This window comes from Modestobacter sp. VKM Ac-2982 (genome assembly GCF_026967935.1).
In the GTDB taxonomy this organism is placed as follows: domain Bacteria; phylum Actinomycetota; class Actinomycetes; order Mycobacteriales; family Geodermatophilaceae; genus Modestobacter.
Genome location: NZ_JAPVBL010000001.1, coordinates 624414 through 649010, shown reverse-complemented (window position 1 = coordinate 649010; position 24597 = coordinate 624414). Strand labels below are relative to the sequence as shown.

23 protein-coding genes are annotated in these 24597 nt (G+C 73.6%); 9 read left to right on the top strand and 14 right to left on the bottom strand.

All coding sequences use genetic code 11. The features are described 5' to 3' along the window. Positions 1-39: 39 nt before the first annotated feature. Both O2W20_RS03220 and O2W20_RS03215 read left to right on the top strand, forming a co-directional pair. Positions 40-1086 carry a glycerophosphodiester phosphodiesterase family protein gene (locus O2W20_RS03220; RefSeq protein WP_269170312.1) on the top strand — a complete coding sequence of 349 codons (1047 nt, stop codon included), beginning with the start codon at positions 40-42 and terminating at the stop codon, positions 1084-1086. A gap of 71 nt (positions 1087-1157) precedes the next feature. Continuing rightward, the gene (locus O2W20_RS03215; protein WP_269170311.1) at positions 1158-1325 is read left to right on the top strand and encodes a hypothetical protein; all 168 of its coding nucleotides are present in this window, start codon (positions 1158-1160) and stop codon (positions 1323-1325) included. A gap of 329 nt (positions 1326-1654) precedes the next feature. On the opposite strand, the gene O2W20_RS03210 is transcribed toward O2W20_RS03215, so the two are convergent. Beyond that, positions 1655-2941, bottom strand: coding sequence for an adenylosuccinate synthase (locus tag O2W20_RS03210; RefSeq protein WP_269170310.1), 1287 nt, complete (start codon positions 2939-2941; stop codon positions 1655-1657). A 76-nt stretch (positions 2942-3017) separates the two neighbouring features. Between O2W20_RS03210 and O2W20_RS03205 the strand changes: the two genes are divergently transcribed. The 3 genes from O2W20_RS03205 (at position 3018) to O2W20_RS03195 (ending at position 5624) form a co-directional block, all read left to right on the top strand. Beyond that, positions 3018-3635 carry a hypothetical protein gene (locus tag O2W20_RS03205; protein ID WP_269170309.1) on the top strand — a complete coding sequence of 206 codons (618 nt, stop codon included), beginning with the start codon at positions 3018-3020 and terminating at the stop codon, positions 3633-3635. Positions 3636-3708: 73 nt separating this feature from the next. Beyond that, the gene (locus O2W20_RS03200; RefSeq protein ID WP_269170308.1) at positions 3709-4806 is read left to right on the top strand and encodes an ABC transporter permease; all 1098 of its coding nucleotides are present in this window, start codon (positions 3709-3711) and stop codon (positions 4804-4806) included. After that, the gene (locus tag O2W20_RS03195) at positions 4803-5624 is read left to right on the top strand and encodes an ATP-binding cassette domain-containing protein (RefSeq protein ID WP_269170307.1); all 822 of its coding nucleotides are present in this window, start codon (positions 4803-4805) and stop codon (positions 5622-5624) included. Before O2W20_RS03200 ends, O2W20_RS03195 begins: the two co-directional genes overlap by 4 nt. Positions 5625-5746: 122 nt before the next feature. On the opposite strand, the gene O2W20_RS03190 is transcribed toward O2W20_RS03195, so the two are convergent. The 7 genes from O2W20_RS03190 to O2W20_RS03160 form a co-directional block, all read right to left on the bottom strand. Next, positions 5747-5890: a GPGG-motif small membrane protein gene (locus O2W20_RS03190; RefSeq protein ID WP_269170306.1), complete on the bottom strand. Its 144-nt coding sequence runs from the start codon at positions 5888-5890 to the stop codon at positions 5747-5749. Between the two features lie 215 nt (positions 5891-6105). Beyond that, on the bottom strand, positions 6106-6513 hold the full coding sequence (locus O2W20_RS03185; RefSeq protein ID WP_269170305.1) for a DUF3151 domain-containing protein: 408 nt from the start codon (positions 6511-6513) through the stop codon (positions 6106-6108). A 3-nt stretch (positions 6514-6516) separates the two neighbouring features. Next, entirely contained in the window at positions 6517-7551 is a 1035-nt protein-coding gene (gene fbaA / locus O2W20_RS03180) for a class II fructose-bisphosphate aldolase (RefSeq protein WP_269170304.1), read from the bottom strand. Between the two features lie 84 nt (positions 7552-7635). Beyond that, positions 7636-8997, bottom strand: a complete 1362-nt coding sequence (locus O2W20_RS03175; RefSeq protein WP_269170303.1) for an FAD-dependent oxidoreductase — start codon at positions 8995-8997, stop codon at positions 7636-7638. A 28-nt stretch (positions 8998-9025) separates the two neighbouring features. After that, a complete protein-coding gene (locus tag O2W20_RS03170) occupies positions 9026-10462 on the bottom strand; it encodes an FAD-binding oxidoreductase (protein WP_269170302.1) in 1437 nt (478 codons plus the stop codon). A gap of 57 nt (positions 10463-10519) precedes the next feature. Next, a complete protein-coding gene (gene pyrE, locus O2W20_RS03165; protein ID WP_269170301.1) occupies positions 10520-11077 on the bottom strand; it encodes an orotate phosphoribosyltransferase in 558 nt (185 codons plus the stop codon). Positions 11078-11139: 62 nt separating this feature from the next. Further along, positions 11140-11826, bottom strand: coding sequence for a fasciclin domain-containing protein (locus O2W20_RS03160; RefSeq protein ID WP_269170300.1), 687 nt, complete (start codon positions 11824-11826; stop codon positions 11140-11142). Between the two features lie 127 nt (positions 11827-11953). Between O2W20_RS03160 and O2W20_RS03155 the strand changes: the two genes are divergently transcribed. Beyond that, complete coding sequence (locus tag O2W20_RS03155; RefSeq protein ID WP_269170299.1) at positions 11954-12421, top strand: hypothetical protein; 468 nt, start codon at positions 11954-11956, stop codon at positions 12419-12421. 6 nt (positions 12422-12427) lie between these two features. Here O2W20_RS03155 and O2W20_RS03150 read toward each other — a convergent pair whose 3' ends face one another. After that, positions 12428-13066, bottom strand: coding sequence for a hypothetical protein (locus tag O2W20_RS03150; protein ID WP_269170298.1), 639 nt, complete (start codon positions 13064-13066; stop codon positions 12428-12430). A 179-nt stretch (positions 13067-13245) separates the two neighbouring features. Between O2W20_RS03150 and O2W20_RS03145 the strand changes: the two genes are divergently transcribed. Continuing rightward, positions 13246-13785, top strand: a complete 540-nt coding sequence (locus O2W20_RS03145) for a DUF4190 domain-containing protein (RefSeq protein ID WP_269170297.1) — start codon at positions 13246-13248, stop codon at positions 13783-13785. Between the two features lie 46 nt (positions 13786-13831). Here O2W20_RS03145 and clpB read toward each other — a convergent pair whose 3' ends face one another. Continuing rightward, positions 13832-16504, bottom strand: a complete 2673-nt coding sequence (gene clpB, locus O2W20_RS03140; RefSeq protein ID WP_269170296.1) for an ATP-dependent chaperone ClpB — start codon at positions 16502-16504, stop codon at positions 13832-13834. A gap of 197 nt (positions 16505-16701) precedes the next feature. Between clpB and O2W20_RS03135 the strand changes: the two genes are divergently transcribed. Continuing rightward, positions 16702-17163, top strand: a complete 462-nt coding sequence (locus tag O2W20_RS03135) for a MarR family winged helix-turn-helix transcriptional regulator (RefSeq protein WP_269170295.1) — start codon at positions 16702-16704, stop codon at positions 17161-17163. A gap of 185 nt (positions 17164-17348) precedes the next feature. Then, positions 17349-17783 carry an OsmC family protein gene (locus tag O2W20_RS03130; RefSeq protein WP_269170294.1) on the top strand — a complete coding sequence of 145 codons (435 nt, stop codon included), beginning with the start codon at positions 17349-17351 and terminating at the stop codon, positions 17781-17783. 95 nt (positions 17784-17878) lie between these two features. On the opposite strand, the gene O2W20_RS03125 is transcribed toward O2W20_RS03130, so the two are convergent. The 4 genes from O2W20_RS03125 to O2W20_RS03110 all read right to left on the bottom strand — a co-directional run bounded on the left by O2W20_RS03125 (position 17879) and on the right by O2W20_RS03110 (position 24475). Continuing rightward, positions 17879-19540 carry an MFS transporter gene (locus O2W20_RS03125; protein ID WP_269170293.1) on the bottom strand — a complete coding sequence of 554 codons (1662 nt, stop codon included), beginning with the start codon at positions 19538-19540 and terminating at the stop codon, positions 17879-17881. Beyond that, positions 19537-20205 (bottom strand): MarR family winged helix-turn-helix transcriptional regulator, encoded by a 669-nt coding sequence (locus tag O2W20_RS03120; protein WP_269170292.1) that lies wholly within the window; start codon positions 20203-20205, stop codon positions 19537-19539. Before O2W20_RS03120 ends, O2W20_RS03125 begins: the two co-directional genes overlap by 4 nt. Before the next feature lie 188 nt (positions 20206-20393). Beyond that, positions 20394-23306: an FAD-binding and (Fe-S)-binding domain-containing protein gene (locus tag O2W20_RS03115; RefSeq protein WP_269185486.1), complete on the bottom strand. Its 2913-nt coding sequence runs from the start codon at positions 23304-23306 to the stop codon at positions 20394-20396. Beyond that, positions 23303-24475 (bottom strand): pyridoxal-phosphate-dependent aminotransferase family protein, encoded by a 1173-nt coding sequence (locus O2W20_RS03110; protein ID WP_269170290.1) that lies wholly within the window; start codon positions 24473-24475, stop codon positions 23303-23305. Before O2W20_RS03110 ends, O2W20_RS03115 begins: the two co-directional genes overlap by 4 nt. Positions 24476-24597 lie beyond the last annotated feature (122 nt).

The following is a 24597-nucleotide window of genomic DNA, read 5'->3' as shown; positions in this document are numbered from 1 at the left end:
GTTCAGCCCCCGGACAGGGAACTGGGTTTCCCTGGAGACATGCAGGAGACCGGCCTGAAGGCCGTTCACTCGCCCCGCCGAGAGCGCTCACCGCGCATCATCGGACACCGCGGTGCACCCAGCTACCGGCCCGAGCACACCGTGGCCAGCTACGAGCTGGCGATCGACCTCGGTGCCGACCTGATCGAGCCCGACGTCGTGGTGACCCGCGACGGCGTCCTCGTGGCCCGCCACGAGAACGAGCTGTCCCGGTCGACCGACGTGGCCCGACACCCGGAGTTCGCCGACCGCCGGCGCACCCAGGAGGTGGACGGCGAGGAGCTGACCGGCTGGTTCAGCGAGGACTTCACGCTGGCCGAGCTGCGCACCCTGCGCGCGGTCGAGCGGCTGCCCGGGATGCGACCGATGAACACCGCCTACGACGGCCGGTTCGGCGTCCTCACCCTGGCCGAGGTGGTCGAGGTGGCCCGCCGCCGGTCCACCCCCGGCCACCAGGTGCGGGTGCAGGCGGAGCTGAAGTGCCCGTCCTGGTTCGCCGCGCAGGGGCTGCCGATCACCGAGCTGGTCGCCGCGGAACTGCGCCGGCTGGACGCCGCCCGGGTCGACGGCTCCGTCGTCGTCATGGCCTTCGAGCAGCAGGCGCTGCGCGAGCTGCGGGCCGATCTCGGCAGCAACGGCCCCCGGCTGGTGCAGCTGATCGAGGAGGAGGGCATGCAGGACGCCCTGGTCACCCCCGCCGGCCTGCGCGAGGTCTCGACCTACGCGGACGGGATCGCCCCGCACAAGGGGCGGATCCTGCTGCACGGCGCCGACGGCGGCCTGGTCGGCGTCTCGGACCTGATCACCCAGGCGCACCGCGCGGGGCTCACCGTCGAGCCGTGGACGCTGCGGCCGGAGAACGTCTTCCTCCCCAGCCACCTGCGCCGCGGTGGCGACCCCCGGGGGCTGGGCGACGCCCAGACCGAGGCCCGACTGCTCTTCGCGCTCGGCGTCGACAGCGTGATCACCGACGCCCCGGAGACCGCCCACCGGGCGCGCGCCGAGCTCTCCGCCGCCGCCATGGCCCCGGTGCGTCCCCGGGTCTGACCGGCCTCGCCGGCCGGGCGGACCGGACCCGGTCGATGGCGGCGGCGATCATGCGCTGGTTGACTCGCGGCATGACGTCGATCCCGGAGCCGGACTCCCCCCTCGACCCGGACCAGCCCGTGCCGGACGACGCGGGCGAACTCCTGCCGGACACCCCGGAGACGCTGCCGCCCCCGCCGATCGAGTCGACACCCGACGACCCCGGCGGCGACCCCGGCAGCGTCCCCGAACCCGCCTGACCCCAGCCCACGAGCACGCCGGGCAGCCCGGGGACGCTCGGGGCAGCCGACCCGAAACGCGACCCCGGCGTCGCCGCGAGGCGACTGTGGGAGGACGGCACGGGGGCCGGAGGCCTCCTGCCGTCATCCCACGAAGCCGCTCAGCGAGGCGGGGGAACGGCTCCTGGCCGCGGTGCGGCCCGGAGGGTCGCCATGAGCACCGTCGCCGAGAGGCGACTGTGGGATGAGGTCGCGGGGGCCGGAGGCTCCCCGACCTCATCCCACGAAACGGCTCGTCGCAGCTGGGTACGGCTCCTGGCCGCGTTGCGGCCCGGAGGGTCGCGGTCCAGTCAGAGCAAGTCGTGCAGGACCACGTTCTCGTCCCGCCCGGGGCCCACGCCGATGACGCTGACCCGGGCGCCGGAGAGCTCCTCGAGCCGGCGCACGTAGGCCTGCGCGTTGGCCGGCAGGTCCTCGAAGCGGCGGCAGGCGGTGATGTCCTCGAACCAGCCGGGCATCTCCTCGTAGATCGGCTTCGCGTGGTGGAAGTCGGTCTGCGTCATCGGCATCTCGTCGTGCCGCACGCCGTCGACGTCGTAGGCGACGCAGATCGGCACCGTCTCCAGCCCGGAGAGGACGTCGAGCTTGGTGAGGAAGTAGTCGGTGATGCCGTTGACCCGGCTGGCGTAGCGGGCGACGACGGCGTCGAACCAGCCGCAGCGCCGGTCCCGGCCGGTGGTCACGCCGACCTCGCCGCCGTGCTTGCGCAGGTACTCACCCCACTGGTCGTGCAGCTCGGTCGGGAACGGTCCGGAGCCGACCCGGGTCGTGTACGCCTTGAGGATGCCGATGACCCGCTCGATCCGGGTGGGGCCGACGCCGGCGCCGACGGCCGCACCGCCGGCGGTCGGGTTGGACGACGTCACGAACGGATAGGTGCCGTGGTCGACGTCCAGCAGGGTGCCCTGCGAGCCCTCCAGCAGCACCCACTCCCCGGCGTCCAGCGCCTTGCCCAGCAGCAGCCGGGTGTCGACGATCCGGTGCTTCAGCTGCTCGGCGTACGCCGAGTACTCCTCGACCACCTCGTCGACGTCGATGGCCTTGCGGTTGTAGACCTTGACCAGGATCTGGTTCTTCTCCTGCAGCGTGCCCTCGAGCTTCTGCCGCAGGATCGACAGGTCGAGCAGGTCCTGCACCCGGATGCCGTTGCGGGCGACCTTGTCGCCGTAGGCGGGGCCGATGCCCCGGCCGGTGGTGCCGATCTTGCGCTGGCCGAGGAAGCGCTCGGTGACCCGGTCCAGGGCGCGGTGGTGCGGCATGATCAGGTGCGCGTCGGAGGAGATCACCAGGCGCGAGGTGTCCACCCCGCGCTCCTCCAGGCCGGCGAGCTCACCGATGAGCACCTCGGGGTCGATGACCACGCCGTTGCCGATGACCGGCGTGCAGCCCGGGGTGAGGATCCCACTGGGGATCAGGTGCAGCGCGTACTTCTCGCCATCGGGCGTGATCACGGTGTGCCCGGCGTTGTTGCCGCCCTGGTAGCGGACGACGTACGGGACGCGGCCGCCCAGCAGGTCGGTCGCCTTGCCCTTGCCCTCGTCGCCCCACTGGGCGCCGATCAGCACGACTGCCGGCATCGGGGGGTTCTCCTCGTTCGTCGCGTCTGCCCAAGACACCGGCGGTTCCCGGCTGGCCAGGTGGCAGGGTATCGGCATGCCCGCGACTCAGCTCGACCTGCGCGGCCTGGCGGCGGTCCAACCGCCGTCGCGCCGGCACGTCGCCTCGGTGGTGGACGGCGCCGACGCGGTGCACGTGCTGGGTCCGGTGCCGGCGCTCTCCGCCGTGCTGACCCGGTTGTGGAAGACCGAGCGGCTGCCCGCGGTGCCGGTGAGCTGGCAGCCCGCCGATGACCCGGCGTCCACCGGGCTGGCCCGCTCGCTGGGCGTCGGCACCGGGTCCGAGCGCGAGCTGCCACTGGTCCGCGACGACCACGGCGGGGTGCTGCTGCACACCGGCCTGGTGACCGCGCACGGTGCGCCCCGCCGGGCGCTGGCCCGCCGGTTCGGCGCCCGCGCGTACTGCGACGAGACCCGGGTCGCCGACGGTTCGATCACCCGGATCGACGTGCGACCGGACTGGACGGCGGTGGACCGGATCGGCGTGGCGGTGGTGACCCTGCCGCTGCGCCCGGTGCGCCGGGCGCACGGTCGGGCCCTGCAGATGGCGTCGGACCCGGCCCAGGTCAGCCGGGACGGTGTGCCCTTCGACCGCCAGGTCACGAAGTGGACCTGGTACGCCGACGACCGGGTGCGCTGGCGCCTGCGCCCCTGACGGGCGACGGTCCGGCCGCCGGCGATCGTGGACACTGGGGTCTCCGCCCCCCTCGAGGAGGTCTCGCGTCGCCGTGCCACCCCTCCACCCCTTCTCGGCCGCGCCGCCGACCAGCGAGCGACTGCCCGGCTTCGGCCCGGCGGCGCCCGCCGCCCCCCGCTCGGCCGGTCGCCGGGTGCTGGACCGGCTGCTCGCCCGCCCCGGCGTGGGTGCGCTGTTCGGGGTGCTGGTGCTCGCCGTCTTCTTCGGGCTGCAGGCACCGGAACTGATCAGTTCCGGCGGCCTGGCCACCGTGCTGGACATCGCGGCCCCGCTGGGGATCGGGGGCGTCGCGGTCGCGCTGCTGCTGGTCGCCGGCCAGTTCGACCTGTCGATCGGGGTCGTCGCGGTGGGCAGCAGCCTGGTCACCGCCCTGCTGGTGACCCAGCTCGGTCTGGGCATCTGGCCGGCCCTGCTGGCGTCCCTGCTCGCCGCCCTGCTGGTCGGGGCGGCCAACGGGCTGCTCGTGGTCACCACCGGGCTGCCCAGCTTCCTGGTGACGCTGGCGACGTTCCTCGTGCTGCAGGGCGCCTCGCTCGCCGGGGCCGCCGCGATCGCGGGCTCCTCGCGGGTCACCGGCCTGGCGAACGCACCGGGCTGGGAGTCGGCGCTGGCGGTGTTCGGGGCCACCGCACAGCTGGGTGACGGACGGTTCCGCATCTCGCTGCTGTGGTGGGCGCTGGCGACCCTCCTGACCACCTGGCTGCTGTGGCGCACCCGCTTCGGCAACGCCGTCTTCGCCAGCGGCGGCGCCAGCCGGGCGGCCCAGGAGCTCGGCGTCCCGGTGGCGCGGACCACGGTCCTGCTGTTCCTCGGCACCGCCGCCGCCGGCTGGCTGATCGGCACGCTGGCCCTGGTCCGGCTCGGTGGCGTGCAGGTCGACCCTGCGCTGGGCACCGAGATCGAGTTCATCGTGGTCGCGGTGATCGGCGGCTGCCTGCTCACCGGCGGGTACGGCTCGACCGTGGGCGCAGCGCTGGGGGCGCTGCTCTACGCCGTGGCCCGGGAGGGCATCTCGCTGGCCGACTGGGACCCGCGCTGGTTCCAGGCCTTCCTCGGCCTGCTGCTGCTGGTCGCGTTGCTGGTCAACGGTGTCGTCCGCCGGCGGCTGCGCACGGTGCCCCGATCATGAGCACGGCCGCCCACCTGTCCGCGCACGGCTCCCCGCGGCCGGTGCTGGAGCTGCGGGGGGTGACGGTGCGCTTCGGCAGCGTGCCGGCGCTGTCCCGGGTGTCGCTGGCCCTGCGGGCCGGTGAGGTGGTCTGCGTGCTCGGGGAGAACGGCTCGGGCAAGTCGACGCTGGTCGCCGTCCTCTCCGGCCTGCAGCAGCCGGCCGAGGGCGAGCTGCTGGTCGACGGCCGGCCGGAGCGCTTCCGGTCGCCGCAGCGCGCCCGCGCCTGCGGGATCGCCACGGTCTGGCAGGACCTGGCGATCGCACCCCTGATGTCGGTCTGGCGGAACTTCTTCCTGGGCGCCGAACCGACCCGCGGGGTGTGGCCGTTCCGGCGGCTGGACGTCGGACGGGCTGAGGAGATCACCACCCGGGCGATGGCCAGGGTGGGCGTCCCGGGGCTCGACCCCGGCCAGGCCGCGAGCGCGCTGCAGGCCGGGGAGCGGCAGAGCCTGGCGATCGCCCGGGCCCTGCACTTCGGCGCCCGGGTGCTGGTCATCGACGAGCCGACCGCGCCGATGACGGTGGCCCAGCGGGCACTGGTGCTGCAGTCGGTGGTGGCCGCCCGCGACGCGGGGCTCGCCGTGCTGTTCGTGACCCACAGCCCGCAGCACGCCCACCTGGTCGGCGACCGCTTCCTGCTGCTCGGCGGGGGCCGGGTGGCCGGTGACCTGACCCGCGAGGACGTCGACGTGCACGACCTCACCCGGCTGGTCGCCGGCGGGGACGAGCTCTCCCGGCTCAGCGACTCGCTGCGGGCCGCCGAGCACGACCGCTGAGCGGCCCGGGGCAGCCGGCGACAGAGCGCCGGGCGGCCAGGACGACCTGGTCGCCCGCAGCGTCCTGTGGTCCCTGACTCCCCCGGTGGGGCCGAGCGGGCTCTCGGCCCCACCGGGGCAGCTCAGGTGAAGACGCTGACGCCTCCCGGGCCGACCAACAGCCCCAGGACGATCAGCACGATCCCCCAGATGATCTGCTTGCGGACGATCGCGACGACCCCGGCGACGACCAGGACGACGGCGAGGATCCAGAGCAACGTGGCCATGGTCTGCCTCTCTTCTCGAGGCGGCGCCCGGTGGCGCCGACCGGATCATGACGCTATCGAGACCGCCAGGTCTCGGCATCAGGACGATCAAGATCCGGATCCCGACCTGGGTCGTCGCCCCGCTCCAGCGCCGACTGAGCGGTTGTGGTCGCCGACCCGCGCGGACACGCCGCGGGGAGCGACCCGAACTGCTCAGTCGGCAGCTGGGTGCTGCGTCAGGGGGCCAGCGTGGGGTCGCAGTCGCGCAGCAGCTGGGTGCAGCGCTCCTGCTCGTCGACCTCGCCGATCCGGCCGGCCGCGGTGGCCAGCACGGTGACGCAGCGCAGGAAACCGCGGTTCGGCTCGTGCGACCACGGCACGGGGCCGTAGCCCTTCCAGCCGTTGCGGCGCAGCGCGTCCAGCCCGCGGTGGTAGCCGGTGCGGGCGTAGGCGTAGGCCTCGATGGTCCGGCCGGCCTCCAGTGCGTTCTCGGCCAGGGCGGCCCAGGCGGCGCTGGAGGTGGGGTGCCCGGCCGCGACCTCGGCCGGGTCGGCGCCGGCGGCCAGCGCGTCGTCGGCCGCCGGGATGCCCGGCAGCAGGGTGGGCGCCGGCTCGCCGAGCAGGTTGTGGTGTGCGTGGGTCATGGCTCAGCCCGCCTGCGACTGGCCGGCGGAGAGCAGGTGCTCGCAGGCCTCCACGACCCGGTCGGCCATGCTCGCCTCGGCCAGCTTCATGTAGGTGCGCGGGTCGTAGGTCTTCTTGACCCCCACCTCGCCGTCGACCTTGAGGACGCCGTCGTAGTTGCTGAACATGTGCCCGGCGATCGCGCGGGTCAGCGCGTACTGGGTGTCGGTGTCGACGTTCATCTTCACCACGCCGTAGGACAGCGCCTCGCGGATCTCCTCGAGCGCGGACCCGGAACCGCCGTGGAACACCAGGTTGAACGGCTTGGCGCCCTCCCCCAGACCGAACTGCTCGGCGACGACCGCCTGGCCGCGCTGCAGCACGTCGGGGCGGAGCTTGACGTTGCCCGGCTTGTAGACGCCGTGCACGTTCCCGAAGGTCGCCGCCAGCAGGTAGACGCCCTTCTCCCCGAGCCCGAGGGCCTCGGCGGTGCGGACGAAGTCGCCGTCAGCGGTGTAGAGCTTCTCGTTGATCTCGTGGGCGACGCCGTCCTCCTCGCCCCCGACGACGCCGATCTCCACCTCGAGCACGATCTTGGCCGCCGCGCACTTCTCGATGAGCTCCTGGCCGATCTCCAGGTTCTCGGTCAGCTCGATGGCCGAGCCGTCCCACATGTGCGACTGGAACAGCGGCTCCTGGCCGGCGTCGACCCGGTCCTGGGAGACGGCGATCAGCGGTCGGACGTAGCTGTCCAGCTTGTCCTTGGGGCAGTGGTCGGTGTGCAGCGCGACGTTGACCGGGTACTTCTCGGCGACCACGTGCGCGAACTCCGCCAGCGCCACCGCACCGGTCACCATGTCCTTGACCCGGGTGCCCGAGCCGAACTCGGCGCCCCCGGTGGAGAACTGGATGATCCCGTCACTGCCGGCGTCGGCGAAACCGCGCAGCGCGGCGTTGATCGTCTCGGACGAGGTGCAGTTGATCGCCGGATAGGCGAACCCGCCCTCCTTCGCCCGGCTGATCATGTCGGCGTAGACCTCGGGGGTCGCGATGGGCATGCGGTGCTCTCCTGACGTCGGGACCGGCTCTGCTGGCCGTCAGTATCGCGCCGGGCGGTCTCCGGGGGCGTGCCCGGCCCCCGGTCAGCCCTGCTCGATGCGGCTGACGGCGCGGGCGGCGACCACCACCGGGTCGTAGGTCGGTGAGAACGGCGGGGCGTAGGAGAGGTCGCTGCCGGCCAGCTCCTCGGCGGTCATCCCCGCCCAGATCGCCGTGGCCAGCACGTCGATCCGCTTCCCCGACCCCGGCCCGCCGACCACCTGGGCACCGAGCAGCTGCCCGGAACCGGCCTCGGTGACCAGCTTGACCGCGATCTCCTCCGCGCCCGGGAAGTAGCCGGCCCGGGTGGTCGCCTCGATGACGTCGGTGCGGTACGCGAACCCGGCTTCCTCGGCCTGGGTGGTGCACAGCCCGGTCCGCCCGATCTCCAGCTCCCCCACCTTGGTCACCGCCGTGCCGAGCACCCCGGCGAAGCGGGCCGGCCGGCCACCGATCACCGAGCCGGCGACCCGGCCCTGCTTGTTGGCGTGCGTGCCCAGCGCCACGTGCGCGACCTCGCCGGTGACCCGGTGGAACGTCTGCGCGCAGTCGCCGGCGGCGAACACCTCCGGGTGGTCCCGGCAGCGCTGGCTCCGGTCGACCTCGACCGCCCCGGTCGGCCCGATCGCCAGCCCGGCCTCGGCGGCCAGCCGCGCCTCCGGGCCCATGCCCAGCCCGAGGACGATGAGGTCGGCGGGGTAGCTGCCGACGTCGGTGCGCACCCCGCAGGCCCGGCCGTCGGCGTCGAGGACCACCTCCCGGACCGCCTGGTCGGCGTGCACCGTCATGCCCATCGCCTCGAGGGCGGCACAGACCCGCTCGCCCATGTCGGTGTCCAACAGCGCCATCGGCAGCGGGTCGGCCAGGACGACGGTGACCTCCAGGCCCCGGTCCTGCAGGGCCTCGGCCATCTCCAGCCCGATGTAGCCGCCGCCGAGCACCAGCCCGCGCCGCGGGCCGTCGGCGGGCAGCCGGTCGATCGCCGCCCGGATGGCCGCGCCGTCGTCCAGCCGGTGCACGCCGAACACCCCGGGGGCGTCCAGGCCGGGGATCGGGGGCCGGCTGGGCCGCCCGCCGGTGGCGACGACCAGCCGGTCGTAGCCGAACCGCTCGCCCCCGCGGGCGTGCACCTCACCGGCGTCCAGGTCGATCGCCTCGGCCCGCGTGCCGATGTGCACGGTGATGTCCCGGGCAGCGAACTCGGCCGGCGTCCGGGCGATGAGGTCGTCCCGGTCGCCCACCTGCCCGGCGACCCAGTAGGGGATGCCGCAGGCGGAGTAGGAGACGACGTCGCTCTGCTCCAGGACGACGATCTCCAGCTCGGCCGCCGTGCGCAGGCGCCGGGCCTGGGCGGCCGCCGACATCCCGGCCGCGTCGCCGCCGACCACCACCAGTCGCTCGGTCATGCCCTGCAGCCTCCCACCGCCGGACGCCTCAGGCGCCGATGAGCCCCGAGACGGCGGCCAGGTCGCCGGCGGCGGCCCGGCGGAACATCTTCCCGGGGTTCAGGAGCCCCGCCGGGTCGAGCGCGTGCTTGATCGCCTGGTGCACGGAGAGGGACACCGGTCCGATCTCCCGCTCCAGCCAGTCCGCCTTGATCGTGCCGACGCCGTGCTCGCCGGTGATGGTGCCGCCGAGGGACAGCCCCAGCTCCAGGATGGCGTCGAAGGCGGCGTAGGCCCGGGTGCACTGGTCGGGGTCGGCGCCGTCGAAGACGACGGTCGGGTGCATGTTGCCGTCACCGGCGTGCCCGACGACCCCGATCACCAGCCCGGCGGTGGCGGCGATGGCGTCGCAGCCGTCGATGAAGGTGGCCACCCGCGACCGCGGGACGGCGACGTCGTCGAGCAGCAGGCTGCTGCCCAGCCGCTCCAGCGCCGGCAGCGCCATCCGCCGGGCGGTCATCAGCAGGTCGCCCTCGGCCGGGTCGTCCGTGGAGTGCACGAAGTCCGCGCCGGCCTCCTCGCACAGCCGGGTGAGTGCGGCGATCTCGGCGAGGGCCACGTCGCCGCCGCTGTCGGACTGGGCCAGCAGCAGCGCCGCCGCGTCGCGGTCCAGGTCGGCCTTCATCAGGTCGTCGACCGCGCGGATGCAGGTGCGGTCCATCACCTCGAGCATGCTCGGCACCAGGCCGCTGGTGACCACCCGCTCGACGACCTGGCCGGTCTGCGCGCTCGTACCGAAGCTGGCGACCAGGGTGACCGGCGGCTGCGGGGCGGGGCGCAGCGCCAGCGTCGCCTCGGTGATCACGCCCAGGGTGCCCTCGGAACCGACGAACAGCCGGGCCAGGTCGTAGCCGGCGACGCCCTTCACCGTGCGCCGCCCGGTGCGCAGCACCCGGCCGTCGGCGAGCACGACCTCCAGGCCGAGCACGTAGTCGGTGGTGACCCCGTACTTCACGCAGCACAGCCCGCCGGAGTTCATCGCCAGGTTGCCGCCGAGGGTGCACCAGTCGTAGCTGGCCGGGTCCGGTGGGTAGAACAGCCCGTGCTCCCGGACGGCGTCGCGCAGCGTCTTGTTCACCACGCCGGCCTGGACGACGGCGAGCCGGTCGGCCGGCGCGACCTCCAGGACGGCGTCCATCCGGGTCAGCGCGAGGGTGATGCACCCGTCGACCGCGTTGGCCGCACCGACCAGCCCCGAGCCCGCGCCCCGCGGCACCACGGGGACCCCGTGCCGGCTGGCCAGCCGCAGCACCGCCGACACCTCCTCGGTGCTGCGCGGCAGCGCCACCGCGGCCGGCAGCCCGGCCTCGGCGAGCATCGCCTGGTCGCGTGCGTAGGCGGCGGTGACGTCGGGATCGGTGAGCACGCTGTCCGGGCCCAGGGCGTCCTGGAGCTCGCGGACCCACGTCGTCGTGAGGGCGGTCACCCGGTCACCGTACGGCCCCGGTGGGGCTGCGGCGCCCTCCCGGAGCAGGGCCTCCCGTCAGGACAGGCCGAGGTCGGCGAGCTCGAACGCCGCGCGGTACTCCAGGCCGGCCGCCTCGACGGCCGCGCGGGCGCCGCGGTCGACGATCACGGCCACGCCCAGCACCTCTGCGCCGGCCTCCTGCAGCGCCTCCACGGCGGCGAGCGGGCTGCTCCCGGTGGTGGAGACGTCCTCGACGACCAGCACGGTGCGGCCGGCGACGTCGGGCCCCTCGATCCGCCGCTGCATCCCGTGCGTCTTGGTCGCCTTGCGCACCACGCAGGCGTCCAGGAACCCCTCGCCGCCCGCGGCGGCGTGCAGCATCGCGGTGGCGACCGGGTCGGCGCCCAGGGTCAGCCCGCCGACCACGTCGTAGCGCAGGTCGCCGGTGAGCTGGCGCATCACCCGACCCACCAGCGGGGCGGCCTCGTGGTGCAGCGTCACCCGGCGCAGGTCGATGTACCAGTCGGCCTCCTGGCCGGAGGAGAGCGTCACCTTCCCGTGCACCACGGCGAGGTCGACGACGAGCTCGAGCAGCCGGTCACGGTCGGGGTGCGCCGGAGCGGGGGCGTTCATGGCGGGAACCCTACTGAGCCCGGCGGACGGGTGCCCGCGACCGGGAAGGCCCTGCGCACGGGTCAGCCGGCCGGGGCGAGCACCTGGTCGATGACGTAGACGGTGGCGTTCGCCGTCGGGACGTCGCCGCAGACCACGGTCGCCGGGGCGGCGCCGGCGAGGGTGCCCTCCGCGGCGACGGTCGGCGCCTCGGGCGGCCCGGCCACGGTGATCGGGTCGCCGTTGAGCGTGACGTGCTCGCCGACGAGGTCGGCCGGCGCCAGCCGACCGGGCAGCACGTGGTGGGTCAGCAGCGAGGTCAGCCGCGGGACGTCCCCGAGCAGCGCGGGCACCGCGTCGGGGCCCAGCGCGTCGAAGGCGGCGTTCGTCGGCGCCAGCACGGTGACCTCCTCCCGGGTGTTGAGCACGTCGACCAGGTTGGCCGCGCCCACGGCCGCGGTGAGGGTGCTCAGCTGCGGGTTGGCGCCCACCGCCGCGCTCACCGGCTGGGCTGACAGGTCCGCCGGCGTCCCGTCGGCCGCGGCGGGGAAGGCCAGATCGCACCCGGGTCCGATCGGTCCGGTGGGCGCTGCGACCGCCTCCGACGTCGGTGCCGCGCTCGTCTCGGTGGCCGTGGCGCTGGGGGTGGCGCGTGCGGTCGGTTCGTCGTCGGACCCGCTGCAGCCGGCGATCCCGACCAGGAGGACGGGGACGGCGAGGAGCCCGCCGATCCGGGACGGGACGGCGGCTCGGGTCTGCCGGGGGGCCATCACTGCGGCTGTCCTCCTGGTGTCGGTCACCGATCGACCACGGTGGTGTGGTGCGCCGGCCGCCGCCAGCATCGCATCCGGCGCGGCAGGCGACCGGGGTCCCGCCCCGGCGTGCCACCCTGACGCGGTGAGCAGCAGCCCCACGCCCCCCGCTCCGGCCCGCCCGGAGACCCCCGCCTCGGTCAAGGTCTCGATCGGGGTGCTCGCCGCCCTGGCCCTGCTGCTCCTGCTGAACGCGCTGCTGACCTTCGCCGTCCGGGAGACCGTGATCGACACCCTCGCCGAGGCGCAGCCGGGTGCGCCGCGCTCGGACGCCGAGCGGGCCGTGCTGCTGAACCTGGTCCAGGCCGTGGTGTTCGGGGTGCTCGCCGCCGTCTCCGCGGTCTTCCTCGCCCGCGGGCGGGCGTGGGCCCGGTGGACCGGGCTGGCCGTCAGCGTGCCGCTGGGGCTGCTGACCCTCGGCGCGACCTTCCTGACCGGTGGCGTGGCGGCCTCGTCGCTGCTGGTGTTGGTGCTCTGCGCGGCCGCCGGGACCAGCCTGCTGGCCCGGACGACGACCGCGTGGGCCTCGTCCGGCCCACGCAGCCGCAGCTGACCGGCCTCAGAACCGGTTGCGCCGCTGGGTCTCCGCCTTGTACCAGTCGCTGGAGGGCTTGAGCGCCAGCAGCACGATCCCGGCGATGGTGAGCAACAGGCCCAGCATGCCGAGGAAGCCGAGGGCTGATGCGCCCAGCAGGCCGAACAGCACGCTCAGGCCGCCCAGCACCCAGAGCACGATGCGCGCCCAGTTGTGGCCCTTCCAGGCGAAGAACAGCACCACCAGGTAGGCCGCCGTCAGCAGGAGGCCGATGACCGCGCCGATGGTGAGCGCCGTCGAGGCCTCGTCGCGGGTGAGCGCCTGGTCGGCGATCAGGTCGTCGATCTGCGAGTCGAGGCTGGTGAAGGTGAGGATCGAGCTGATCAGCCCGAGGACCGTGTTCGCCAGGAACGCACCGATCCCGGCCTTGACCGTGGTCGGGCGCTCCGTCGGGGCAGGAGGGGCGCCGCCGTACTGGGCCCCGGGTGCGGCGGGGTAGGCGTGCGGGCCGGGCTGACCCGGGCCGCTCTGCCCCCACGGGGACTGCCCGCCGTACTGCGGCCCACCCTGCCCGTGCTGGGGACCCTGCCCGTACTGGGGCGGCTCGCCCTGCGGCTGCTGCCCGGGCCCGCCGTGCTGCGGGTCCTGCGGTCCTGACGTCATGACGGCTCCTCGGGTGACCTCGGCGGGTGGACCCGATGATCATGGCGCATCCGCACGTCACCGTCACCGGATCCGCCCCGACGAGGCCCCGCCGTCCCCCGCTCGGGGCAGGCCTCCCGGGCACCGCCGGCGGGCGGCTGCGGGTGCCACCTCCTGGCCGACGCCATACGCTGCGGGGGGTGACGACGCCCCCAGCACCGCCGCCCGACCCCTCCCGTCCCGGCGATGACCGCCCGGAGCAAGGCGGTGCCCACGGCTACGGCCAGCCCGGCCCCGCCTCCTACGGCGAGCCCGCCGCCTACGGTCAGGCGGCCGCGTACGGGCAGCCGATCCAGTACGGCCAGCCGGACCCGTACGGGCAGCAGCAGGGCGGGTACGGCGCACCCCAGAAGTCCAACGGACTCGGGATCGCCTCCCTGGTCCTGGGCATCCTGTCCCTGCCGGGGGCCTTCTTCCTCGGCGTCCCCGGCATCGTGCTGGGGCTGCTGGCGATCATCCTGGGCATCGTCGCGCTGCGCCGGGTCAAGGCCCGGCGGGCCGACAACCGGGGCATGCCGATCGGCGGGATCGTGACCGGGGCCATCGGCCTGGTGCTCGGGGCGATCATCCTGGCCGCGGCGGTGTTCTTCGTGACCACCGCCGAGACCTGCATCGACGACTTCAGCCAGACCGGTGACCAGGCCGCCTACGAGCAGTGCCTCCAGGACGCCACGAGCTGACCCGGAGCGGACCGTGCCCGCCGTCGCCGACGGCGGGCACGGTGCCTCACTCGCCGGTGCCGGGACCGAGCGCCCGCGGGGCCGGTTCCGTCGTCGGACCGGGCTCGGTGGCCGGCTCCCCGGGCACCGGCCCCCGGGTGACGGTGAGCCCGGCGTCTCCGTCGGCCACGTCCGCCGCCCAGTCGACGACGACCTCGTCGCCGTCGCGGACCTCTCCGGCGAGCAGGGCCCGGGCGAGCTGGTCACCGATCGCCGACTGCACCAGCCGGCGCAGCGGCCGGGCACCGTAGACCGGGTCGAAGCCGTTCAGCGCCAGCCACTCCCGGGCGGCGTCGGTCACCCGCAGGGAGAGCCGGCGGGCGGCCAGCCGGCGGGCGAGCACCTCGACCTGGATGTCGACGATCCCGACCAGCTCTTCGGAGCCGAGCGCGCGGAACGTGACCACGTCGTCCAGCCGGTTGAGGAACTCCGGCTTGAAGTGCGACCGCACCACGTCCTGCACGGCCTGCCGCTTCTGCGCGTCGGGGATCGACTGGTCGGCGATCACCTGCGACCCGAGGTTCGACGTCAGGACGAGGATCGTGCTGCGGAAGTCGACCGTGCGGCCCTGCCCGTCGGTGAGCCGGCCGTCGTCGAGGACCTGCAGCAGCACGTCGAAGACGTCGGGGTGGGCCTTCTCCACCTCGTCGAGCAACACGATCGTGTACGGGCGGCGCCGCACCGCCTCGGTGAGCTGACCGCCGGCCTCGTAGCCGACGTACCCGGGCGGGGAGCCCACCAGCCGGGACACCGAGTGCTTCTCGGAGTACTCGCTCATGTCGATGCGGACCATCGCCCGCTCGTCGTCGAACAGGAACTCCGCCAGCGCCTTGGCCAGCTCCGTCTTGCCGACGCCGGTGGGCCCGAGGAACAGGAAGGAACCGGTCGGCCGGTCCGGGTCGGCGACGCCGGACCGTGCCCGGCGGACGGCGTCGGAGACGGCCCGTACGGCCTCGGGCTGGCCGACGACCCGGTGGGTGAGCTCCTCCTCCATCCGGAGCAGTTTCTGCGTCTCGCCCTCCAGCAGCCGGCCGGCCGGGATCCCGGTCCAGGCCTGCACGACCTCGGCGATGTCGTCGGCGCCGACCTCCTCCTTCAGCATCGAGTCGCTGGCCGCCACCGATGCCTCGGCCTCGGACAGCGCCCGCTCCAGCGCGGGCATGCGGCCGTAACGCAGCTCGGCGACCCGGGCCAGGTCGCCGTCCCGCTCGGCACGTTCGGCCTCCAGCCGCACCCCCTCCAGCTCCTCCTTGGTGTGCTGGATCCGGTCGATCGCCGTCTTGTCCTGCTGCCAGCGGGCGGTCAGCTCGCCCAGCGCCTCCCGACGGTCGGCGAGCTCCGAGCGCAGCGTCTCCAGCCGCTGGAGGGACGCCGGGTCGTCCTCCTTGGCCAGCGCCATCTCCTCGATCTCCAGCCGGCGCACGACCCGCTCGACCTCGTCGACCTCGACCGGCCGGCTGTCGATCTCCATCCGGAGCCGGCTGGCGGCCTCGTCGACGAGGTCGATCGCCTTGTCCGGGAGGAAGCGGGCGGTGACGTAGCGGTCGGACAGGGTCGCGGCCGCCACGATGGCCCCGTCGGTGATCCGCACCCCGTGGTGCACCTCGTAGCGCTCCTTGAGGCCACGCAGGATCCCGATGGTGTCCTCGACCGACGGCTCCCCGACGTAGACCTGCTGGAACCTCCGCTCCAGCGCCGGGTCTTTCTCGATGTGCTCGCGGAACTCGTCGAGCGTCGTCGCGCCGACCATCCGCAGCTCACCACGGGCGAGCATCGGCTTGATCATGTTGCCGGCGTCCATCGCGGAGTCACCGCTGGCGCCGGCGCCGACGATGGTGTGCAGCTCGTCGATGAAGGTGACGACCTGCCCCTCGGCCTCGGTGATCTCCTGGAGGACGGCCTTGAGCCGCTCCTCGAACTCACCGCGGTACTTCGCCCCGGCCACCATGGCGCTGAGGTCCAGCGCCATCAGCCGCTTGCCCTTGAGGCTCTCCGGGACGTCGCCGGCGACGATCCGCTGGGCCAGGCCCTCGACGATCGCGGTCTTCCCGACGCCGGGCTCACCGATCAGGACCGGGTTGTTCTTGGTGCGCCGGGAGAGCACCTGCACCACCCGGCGGATCTCCGTGTCCCGGCCGATGACCGGGTCCATCCGACCCTCCCGGGCCCGGGCGGTCAGGTCCACGGCGTACTTCTCCAGCGCCTGGAACGTGCTCTCCGGATCGGGGCTGGTGACCTTGCGGTTGCCCCGGACCGTGCGGAACGCCGCCACCAGGGCGTCACGCGTGGCACCGGCACCGGTCAGGACGGCGCCTGCCTCGCCCTCGGTGGTGGCCAGGCCGACCAGCAGGTGCTCGGTGGAGACGTACTCGTCGCCGAGCGCACTGGCCTGCTCGCCGGCGGCGTTGATCGCCCGGAGCAGCTCCCGGGACGGCGCGGGGGCGGCCACCGTGGAGCCGCTGGCGCTCGGCATCCGGCGCACCGCGGCATCGGCCTTGGCCCGGACGTCGGCCGGGTCGGCACCGGTGGCCTGCAGGAGCGGCCCGGCGATGCCGTCGGTCTGCTCGAGCAGGGCGACCAGCAGGTGCAGGGGCTCGAGGGCCGCCTGGCCCCGGTCGACCGCCAGCCGCTGAGCGGCGGCGAAGGCCTCCTGCGAACGGGTGGTGAGCTTGCTCTGCATGGCGGGTGGGTCTGTCCTCTCCTGCGACACGGACGGTTCGTGTGGTGGAACGGAGCAGGACTTGAGTCTGTTCCACTCAACCTGGCGGCGTCCAGGGCGGCACGGAGCACCCCGTGCAGCTCCCGACCCTGGCAGAAAACGCAGCGAGATGGGGCCACATGGCTGCCTACAGCCGGATGGCGCCCTACTCTTGCCCCATGACAGACACCCCGTCGCCGAGCGTCGCTCTCGACGATCAGCTCTGTTTCGCGCTCTACGCGGCCTCACGTGCGGTCACCGCCCGGTACCGCCCCATGCTGGACGAGCTCGGGGTCACCTATCCCCAGTACCTCGTCCTCATGCTGCTGTGGGAGGAGGACGGGCAGAGCGTCGGGCAGCTGGGCACCCGCCTGGCACTCGACTCCGGCACCCTGTCCCCCCTGCTCAAGCGGCTCACCGCTGCGGGCCTGGTGACCCGGCACCGCCGGGCCGACGACGAGCGGTCGGTCTCCGTCCGGCTGACCGACGCCGGCCGGGCGCTGCAGGGCCCGGCCTGCTCGATCTCCGCGGAGATGATCGACGCCCTGGCCCTGAACCAGAGCCAGTTCGACGAGTTGAAGGCCCAGCTGCGGCTGATCACCGAGCGGGTGGCCGAGACCCGCGCGATCGCCCCCGTCTGACCAAGGGCCCGCTGCCCCCCCACCACTCGCGAGCTCGCGGCGGGACCCTGCAGCGGGGCCGGACGGGGAGGGGCTGGTCCGGTGGCGGGAACACCGCCGGCCGGGAACGGTTGACCCCGTCAGAAGCGGTGTCCGGCCGCGGCGCAGCCCTGCGTCGCGGCCGTCACCGACGAGGAGGAGGTCCGATGCCCACCCGTACCGCACGCACTGCCTGGAACGGCTCCCTGCAGGAGGGCTCCGGCCAGGTCGAGCTCTCCAGCTCGAAGGTCGGCACGTTCGACGTCAGCTTCCCCAAGCGGGCCGCTGACGAGGCCGGGGGCACCACCAGCCCCGAGGAGCTCATCGCCGCGGCCCACTCGTCCTGCTACGCCATGGCGCTGTCCAGCGAGATCGGCAAGGCCGGTGGCACGACGCAGTCCCTCGAGGTGAGCGCGGACGTGACCCTCGGCCAGCAGGACGGCGCCCCGACGATCACCGGGATCGCGCTGACCGTGCGCGGCGAGGTCGACGGGCTCGACGCCGCCGGCTTCGACAAGGCGGCCCAGGCCGCCAAGGCCGGCTGCCCGGTGAGCAAGGCGCTGGCCGCCGTGGACATCACCCTGGACGCCAGCCTCTCCTGAGAGGCGAGGCCCCCTGCGCCACCTCGCAGGGGGCCTGCACCGCGTGAGGCCCGTCTCCCCCGGTGGGGGAGACGGGCCTCTGCACGTCCCGGCGGTCAGCCGCGCCGGCCGGCCAGCTGCGCGTCGACGTCGGCGGTCGTGTCGCGCTCGCCCTGCAGCCGCTCGTCACCGGTCTCGGTGCGCAGCGCGACCTCCCGGATGAACAGGACGGCCACGATCGTGATGATCGACAGCGCCGCCGCGATGAGGAAGACCCGCCCGGTCGCGTCGCCGTAGGAGACCCGGATCAGCGCCTGGATCGGCGCCGGGGCGTCGGCCAGGCTGGCCAGCCCGATGTCCTGGGACCCGGCCGCGGCCGGTGCCCCCGGGACCTCGGCCAGCCCCGAGCGGATGAGCGTGCCCACCCGGCTGGAGAGCACCGCGCCGAGCACCGAGACCCCGATCGTGCCGCCGAGGCTGCGGAAGAACGCCACCGCCGAGCTCGCCGCCCCCAGGTCGGTGGCCGCCACGGTGTTCTGCACGGCCAGCACCAGGTTCTGCATGGTCATGCCGATCCCGACGCCGAGCACGGTGAGGAAGACCCCGAGCACCACCATGTCCGTGGCGTGGTCGACCGTGGCCAGCAGGCCGAACCCGAGCGCCACCAGCAACGAGCCGGCGACCAGGTAGCGCTTCCAGAACCCGGTGCGGGTGATCAGGATCCCGGAGACGGTCGAGGAGACGAGGAGACCACCGACCATCGGGATGGTGAGCAGGCCGGCCGCGGTCGGCGAGTAGCCACGGGAGATCTGCAGGTACTGGCCGAGGAAGACCGTGGAGCCGAACATCGCGACACCGATGGCGACGCTGGCGATGATCGCCAGGGTCGTCGTCCGGTCCCGGAACAGCCGGAGCGGGACGATCGGCTCCTTCGCGCGCAGCTCGGTGACGACGAACGCCACGATGGCGAGCACGCCGCCCGCCACGAACAGGGCGGTCTCCGGGGAGGCCCAGGCGAAGCTGTCCCCGGCCAGGGTCACCCAGATCAGCAGCGCCGACACACCGGCGGTCAGGAACGCCGCACCCAGGTAGTCGATCGACACGTCCCGCTTGGTCACCGGCAGGTGCAGGGTGCGCTGCAGCAGCACCAGGGCCACGACCGCGAACGGGACGCCGACGAAGAAGCACCACCGCCAGCCCAGCCAGCTGGTGTCGACCAGCAGGCCACCGATCAGCGGGCCGCCGACGGTGGCGACCGCCATCACCGAGCCGAGCAGGCCGGAGTACCGCCCCCGCTCCCGCGGGCTGATCATCGCGGCCATCGCGATCTGCACCAGCGCCTGCAGACCGCCCAGCCCCAGGCCTTGCAGCACCCGCCAGCCGATCAGCGTCGGCAGCGACCCCGAGAGCCCGGCCAGCATCGAGCCGACGATGAAGACCACGATCGAGATCTGGATCAGCAGCTTCTTGCTGAACAGGTCGGCGAGCTTGCCCCAGATCGGCGTGGAGGCGGTCGAGGCCAGCAGGGTGGCGGTGACCACCCAGGTGTACTGGCTCTGCGTGCCGCGCAGGTCGGTGATGATCGTCGGCAGCGCGTTGGAGACGACGGTCGAGGACAGGAACGCCACGAACATCGCCAGCAACATCCCAGACAGCGCACTGAGGATCTGCCGGTGGGTCATCCGCCCCTGCTGCTCGACGGGGGCGACCGCCGCCGGACCGGCGGCCGGGTCGACGGTCGCCCCGGCGGCGGACCGGGTGGGTGCGGGGCTGCTCATCGGCGGTTCTCTCCAGGCGTTGCAGATACGGGCGGTGCAGGTGCGGGCGGTGCGGATGCGGGCGTCTCAGGGGCGGGCGCTGCGGGGGCGCGGGCGGGAGCGGCGAGGACGCCGGCCCGGGCGGGACGGCCACCCGCGCGGTCGAGGCCGTCGGCCAGCTTCTCCAGCAGGCCGCTGAACTCCCGCGCCTCGCCCTCGGTCCAGTCGGCCAGCGCCTCGACCGCCCACCGGCCGCGGAGCCGGCGGGTGTGCGCCAGGGCGGCCACCCCGGCGGTGCTGAGGTCGATCAGGCTGGCCCGACCGTCGAGCGGGTCGGGGCGTCGTTCGACGAGGCCGGAGCGCTCCAGGACGGCGACCTGCCGGCTGGCCACCGAGACGTCGACGCCGGCCCGCTCGGCCAGGGCGCTGCACCGCTGGGCGCCGTCCTGCTCCAGCGGCACGAGCAGCGCCCAGCCGAAGGACGGGAGGTCGCCGTAGAGGTCGGCCGCGGCGCGGGGACCGAGGTGCTTGACGGTGCGCACCAGCCGAGCCACGCCTGCGGTGAGCCGTTCGGATGTCTCCGGGGTGAGCTGCACGTCGCGTCCTCTGCTGATCCGCCGCCGGGTGGACACCCGGTACGTGTAGACAGCAACGATTCTGCGCTTGTTGGTTGCTGTATGCAACATGCTGGCGCAGTGACCTGGGCGGCCCACGACGCCGAGAGGCGGCGACGGGAGTCCCGTCGCCGCCTCTCGCGGTCCGCACATCACTCTCAGCGGTGATCAGGTCCCCTGATCACCGGCTGTCCCCCCACAGCAGCGTTGGTGCGGGGGGACAGCGTTGGATCAGGGCACCTGATCCACGCTGCCCACCGTCAGAGGGAGAGCGCCTCCAGGACCAGCTCCGCCGGGTGCCAGGCGGTGCGCTGGGTGCCGTGGAAGATCTGCTGACGGCAGGAGACCCCGGTCGCGGCGATGACCGCGTCGGGCGCGGCGGCCCGGACGGCGGGGAACAGCCGGTCCTCCCCCACCTGCAGGGAGATGTCGTAGTGCTCGGACTCGAAGCCGAACGACCCGGCCATGCCGCAGCAGCCGGCGTCCAGCTCCTGCACCGTGACCCCGGGGATCCGCGACAGCAGCGCCACGGTGGCCGCCGTCCCGGCCTCGGCCTTCTGGTGGCAGTGGCCGTGGAAGACCACGGTCCGGCCAGCCAGCCAGCTGTCCTCGCGCAGCCGCAGCCGGCCGGAGTCGATCGCCTCGACCAGCAGCTCCTCTGGCAGCTGCACCCGCGCCGCGACGTCCCGGACGTTCGGGTCGTCGGGCAGCAGCTCCACGTGCTCGGCGCGGAGCGTGAGGATGCAGGATGGCTCGCAGCCCACGATCGGCGAACCGGGCTCCGAGCCCTCGCAGAGGTTCGCCGCCAGCTTCTGCGCCTTGCCCCGGGCGTCGTCCAGCAGGCCCTTGGAGATGCTCGCGCGGCCGCAGCAGCCCTTGCTCTCCAGCCGCACCGGGTGGCCCGCCGCCTCCAGCAGCCGCACCACGGCCTGACCGATGCCCGGCTCGGTGTAGCTGGTGAACGAGTCGGCCAGCATCGTGACCGGCTGCTGGGTCAGCGCCGCCGGTGCCTCGTGCCGCTTGAACCAGCGCATCAGCGTCGTCCGGTGGAAGACCGGCAGGTCCCGCTGACGGGCGATGCCGAGGCGGGAGTCCATCAGCGCCCGCAGCGGCTTGATCTTCAGCGGCAGGTTCGACAGCGGTGCGGTCGCCGAGCCCAGTCGGTTGAGCGTCCGGATCGCACCGAACGCCCGCGACCGCAGCGGGGTGCCGTGCACGTCGTGCTTGGCCGCCAGCGCCTCGCTCTTCATCGCCGAGACGTCGACGCCCAGCGGGCACTCGCTCTTGCAGGCCTTGCACATCAGGCACAGGTCGAGCACCTCGTGCAGCCGCTCGTCCGCCAGCGCGGTGTGCGGGTCGCCCTCGCTGAGCGCCTTGACCAGCGCGCCGGCGCGGCCACGGGTGGAGTGCTCCTCCATCCGGGTGGCGATGTAGGACGGGCACATCGCCCCGGTCGTGGACTTGCGGCACAGGCCGATGTTCATGCAGCGGTCGGCGGCGCCGAACATCCCACCGACGACGTCGAACTGCAGGCGGGTGCGCAGCGGGCCGGGCTGCGGCGGGTTCTCGTCCCGCAGGTGCTCGGTCATCGCCGGGGAGTCGACGATCTTGCCGGGGTTCAGCGTGCCCTGCGGGTCGAAGATCCCCTTGACCTGGCGCATGGCCTCGTAGAGGTCGTCGCCGAAGAGCTCGCGGTTGAACTCGCTGCGTGCCAGCCCGTCACCGTGCTCGCTGGAGTTCACCCCGCCGTACTCGCGCACGAGGTCCTTGACCTCGACGGCGACCGAGCGCATCACCTCGACCTGCCCCGGCTGGGAGAGGTCGACGAACGGGCGGATGTGCAGACAGCCCACCGAGCAGTGGCCGTAGAACCCCGCCTCGAGCCCGTGCCGGTCCAGCACGTCGCGGAAGCGGGCGGTGTACGCGGCCAGGTGCTTGGGGTCGACGGCGGTGTCCTCGACGAACGCCAGCGGCCGGCGAGCGCCCACCGAGTTGGCCATCAGCAGGCCCAGGGCGGACTTGCGGACCTTGAGCAGGGCGCCCTGCTGGGCCGGGGTGACCGCCCGCAGGGTGTGGTAGCCGTGGCCGTTGCGCTCCCACAGCTCGATGAGCGCGTCCATCGACTCGACCAGCTGCGCCTCGTCGTCCCCGGTGAAGGAGACGAACAGCAGCGCCTCCGGGTCGCCCTGCAGGATCTTGCCCAGCCCGGCGTACTCGATCTTCTGCCGGGAGAGGTCCAGGATCGTGCGGTCCAGCAGCTCCACCTGCGCCGGGTCGACCGAGAGAGCGTCCTCGGTGGCGTTGATCGCCGCCTGCACGGTCTCGAAGTGGCCCACTGCGAAGACCTGCTTGGACGGCTTGGGCACCAGCCCGACCCGGGCGGAGGTGATGATCGCCAGCGTGCCCTCGGAGCCGACCAGGAACTTGGCCAGGTCGAAGGGCTGCCCCTCGGCCAGCCGGTCCAGCCGGTAGCCACCGGCCCGCCGCCAGAACGACGGGAACCCGGTGGCGATCGCCTCCGCGTTCGCCGCGACCAGCTCGGGCAGCCGGCGGTAGATCTCCGCCTCCAGCGTGTCCCCTTGGGCGCGGCGGGCCCGCTCGGCCTCGTCCACGACCCCGAAGGTGGCCGTCGAGCCGTCGGCCAGGACGACGTCGACCTCCTGGACGTGGTCGATGGTCATGCCGAAGCGCACCGAGCCGCTGCCGGCGGAGTTGTTGCCGATCATCCCGCCGATGGTGGCGCGGTTGGACGTCGAGGTGTCCGGCCCGAACATCAGTCCGGCCGCGGCGGCGGCCCGGTTGAGGTCGTCCTGCACGACGCCGGGCTCCACCCGGGCGCTGCGGCCCTCCGGGTCGAGCTCGGTGATCCGGTGCATGTGCCGGGAGAGGTCCAGCACCAGCCCCGGGCCGACGGTCTGCCCGGCCAGGCTGGTGCCCGCCCCGCGGGCGAGCACCGGGATGCCGGCCTCGCGGGCCAGCCGCACGGCGGCGACCACGTCGGCGGTGTGCGCCGGGTAGGCGACCCCGACCGGCGTCATCGTGTACATCGAGGCGTCCTGGCTGAAGATGTGCCGGGTGTAGTCGTCGAAGGCGACCTCGCCGTCCAGCGCCCGGGTCAGCTCCTGCTCGAGGTCCGCCACCCCCACACGGGGGCGCTCCGGGGCCGCTGTCATGCCTGCTGCAGGCGCTCGAGGGCGGCCTGGATGCCGTTCGGGTCGATGTCCACGCCGCTGCGGACCAGGCCCATCTGCACGCCACCCAACGTGCCCACCAGGGTCAGGTCGTTGAAGTGGCCCAGGTGCCCGATCCGGAACACCTTGTCGGCCAGCTTGCCCAGCCCGGCGCCCAGTGACATGTCGTACTCCCGCAGGATCGTCGCCCGGACGGCGTCGGCGCCGCCGTCCGGCATGTAGATCGCGGTCAGCGAGCCGGAGTACTCGCGCTCGTCGAGCGCCAGCACCTCCAGGCCCCAGCCCCGGACGGCGGCCCGGGTGGCCTCGGCGTGCCGGGTGTGCCGGGCGTAGACGTTGGCCAGACCCTCGTCGTCCAGCATCTCCAGCGCGACCTTGAGCGCGTACAGCAGGTTGGTGGCCGGCGTGTACGGGAAGAAGCCGCGCTCGTTGGCAGCCAGGATCGGCTGCCAGTCCCAGAACGACCGGGGCAGGCCGGCGGTCTTCGACGCCTGCAGCGCCTTGTCGCTGACCGCGTTGAAGCTCAGCCCCGGCGGCAGCATGAGCCCCTTCTGCGACCCGGCGACGGTGACGTCGACGCCCCACTCGTCGTGCCGGTAGTCGATGCTGCCCAGCGAGGAGATGGTGTCGACCAGCAGCAGGGCGGGGTGCTCGGCGGCGTCGATGGCCTTCCGTACCTCCGGGATCCGGCTGGTCACGCCGGTGGAGGTCTCGTTGTGGACCACCATGACGGCCTTGATCTCGTGCCCGGTGTCGGCGGCGAGCCGCTCCTGGGCCGCGGCCGGGTCGGCGCCGTGCCGCCAGTCGCCCGGCACGAACTCGACCTCCAGGCCCAGCCGGGTCGCCATGTCCTGCCAGAGGGTGGCGAAGTGGCCGGTCTCGAAGGCCAGCACCTTGTCCCCGGGCGAGAGCGTGTTGGTGAGCGCCGCCTCCCAGGCCCCGGTGCCCGAGGCGGGGTAGATGACGACCGGCTGGGTGGTGCCGAAGACCGGCTTGACGGCCTCGAGGACCTCCAGGCCGAGAGCGGCGAACTCCGGGCCGCGGTGGTCGATGGTCGGGGCGGACATCGCCCGCAGCACCCGGTCGGGCACGTTGGTCGGCCCCGGGATCTGCAGGAAGTGGCGCCCGCCGGTCGTCGTCGTCACTGACATGCCCGTGCCTCCATGAGTGTCTCGTCCGGACCGCCGGCTCGTCGCCGGAAGTCCACCATGCGGGAGGCTACTACCGGCAGGCGGATTGACGTAGAGACATCTCGGACGTCCTGTGACCCTTG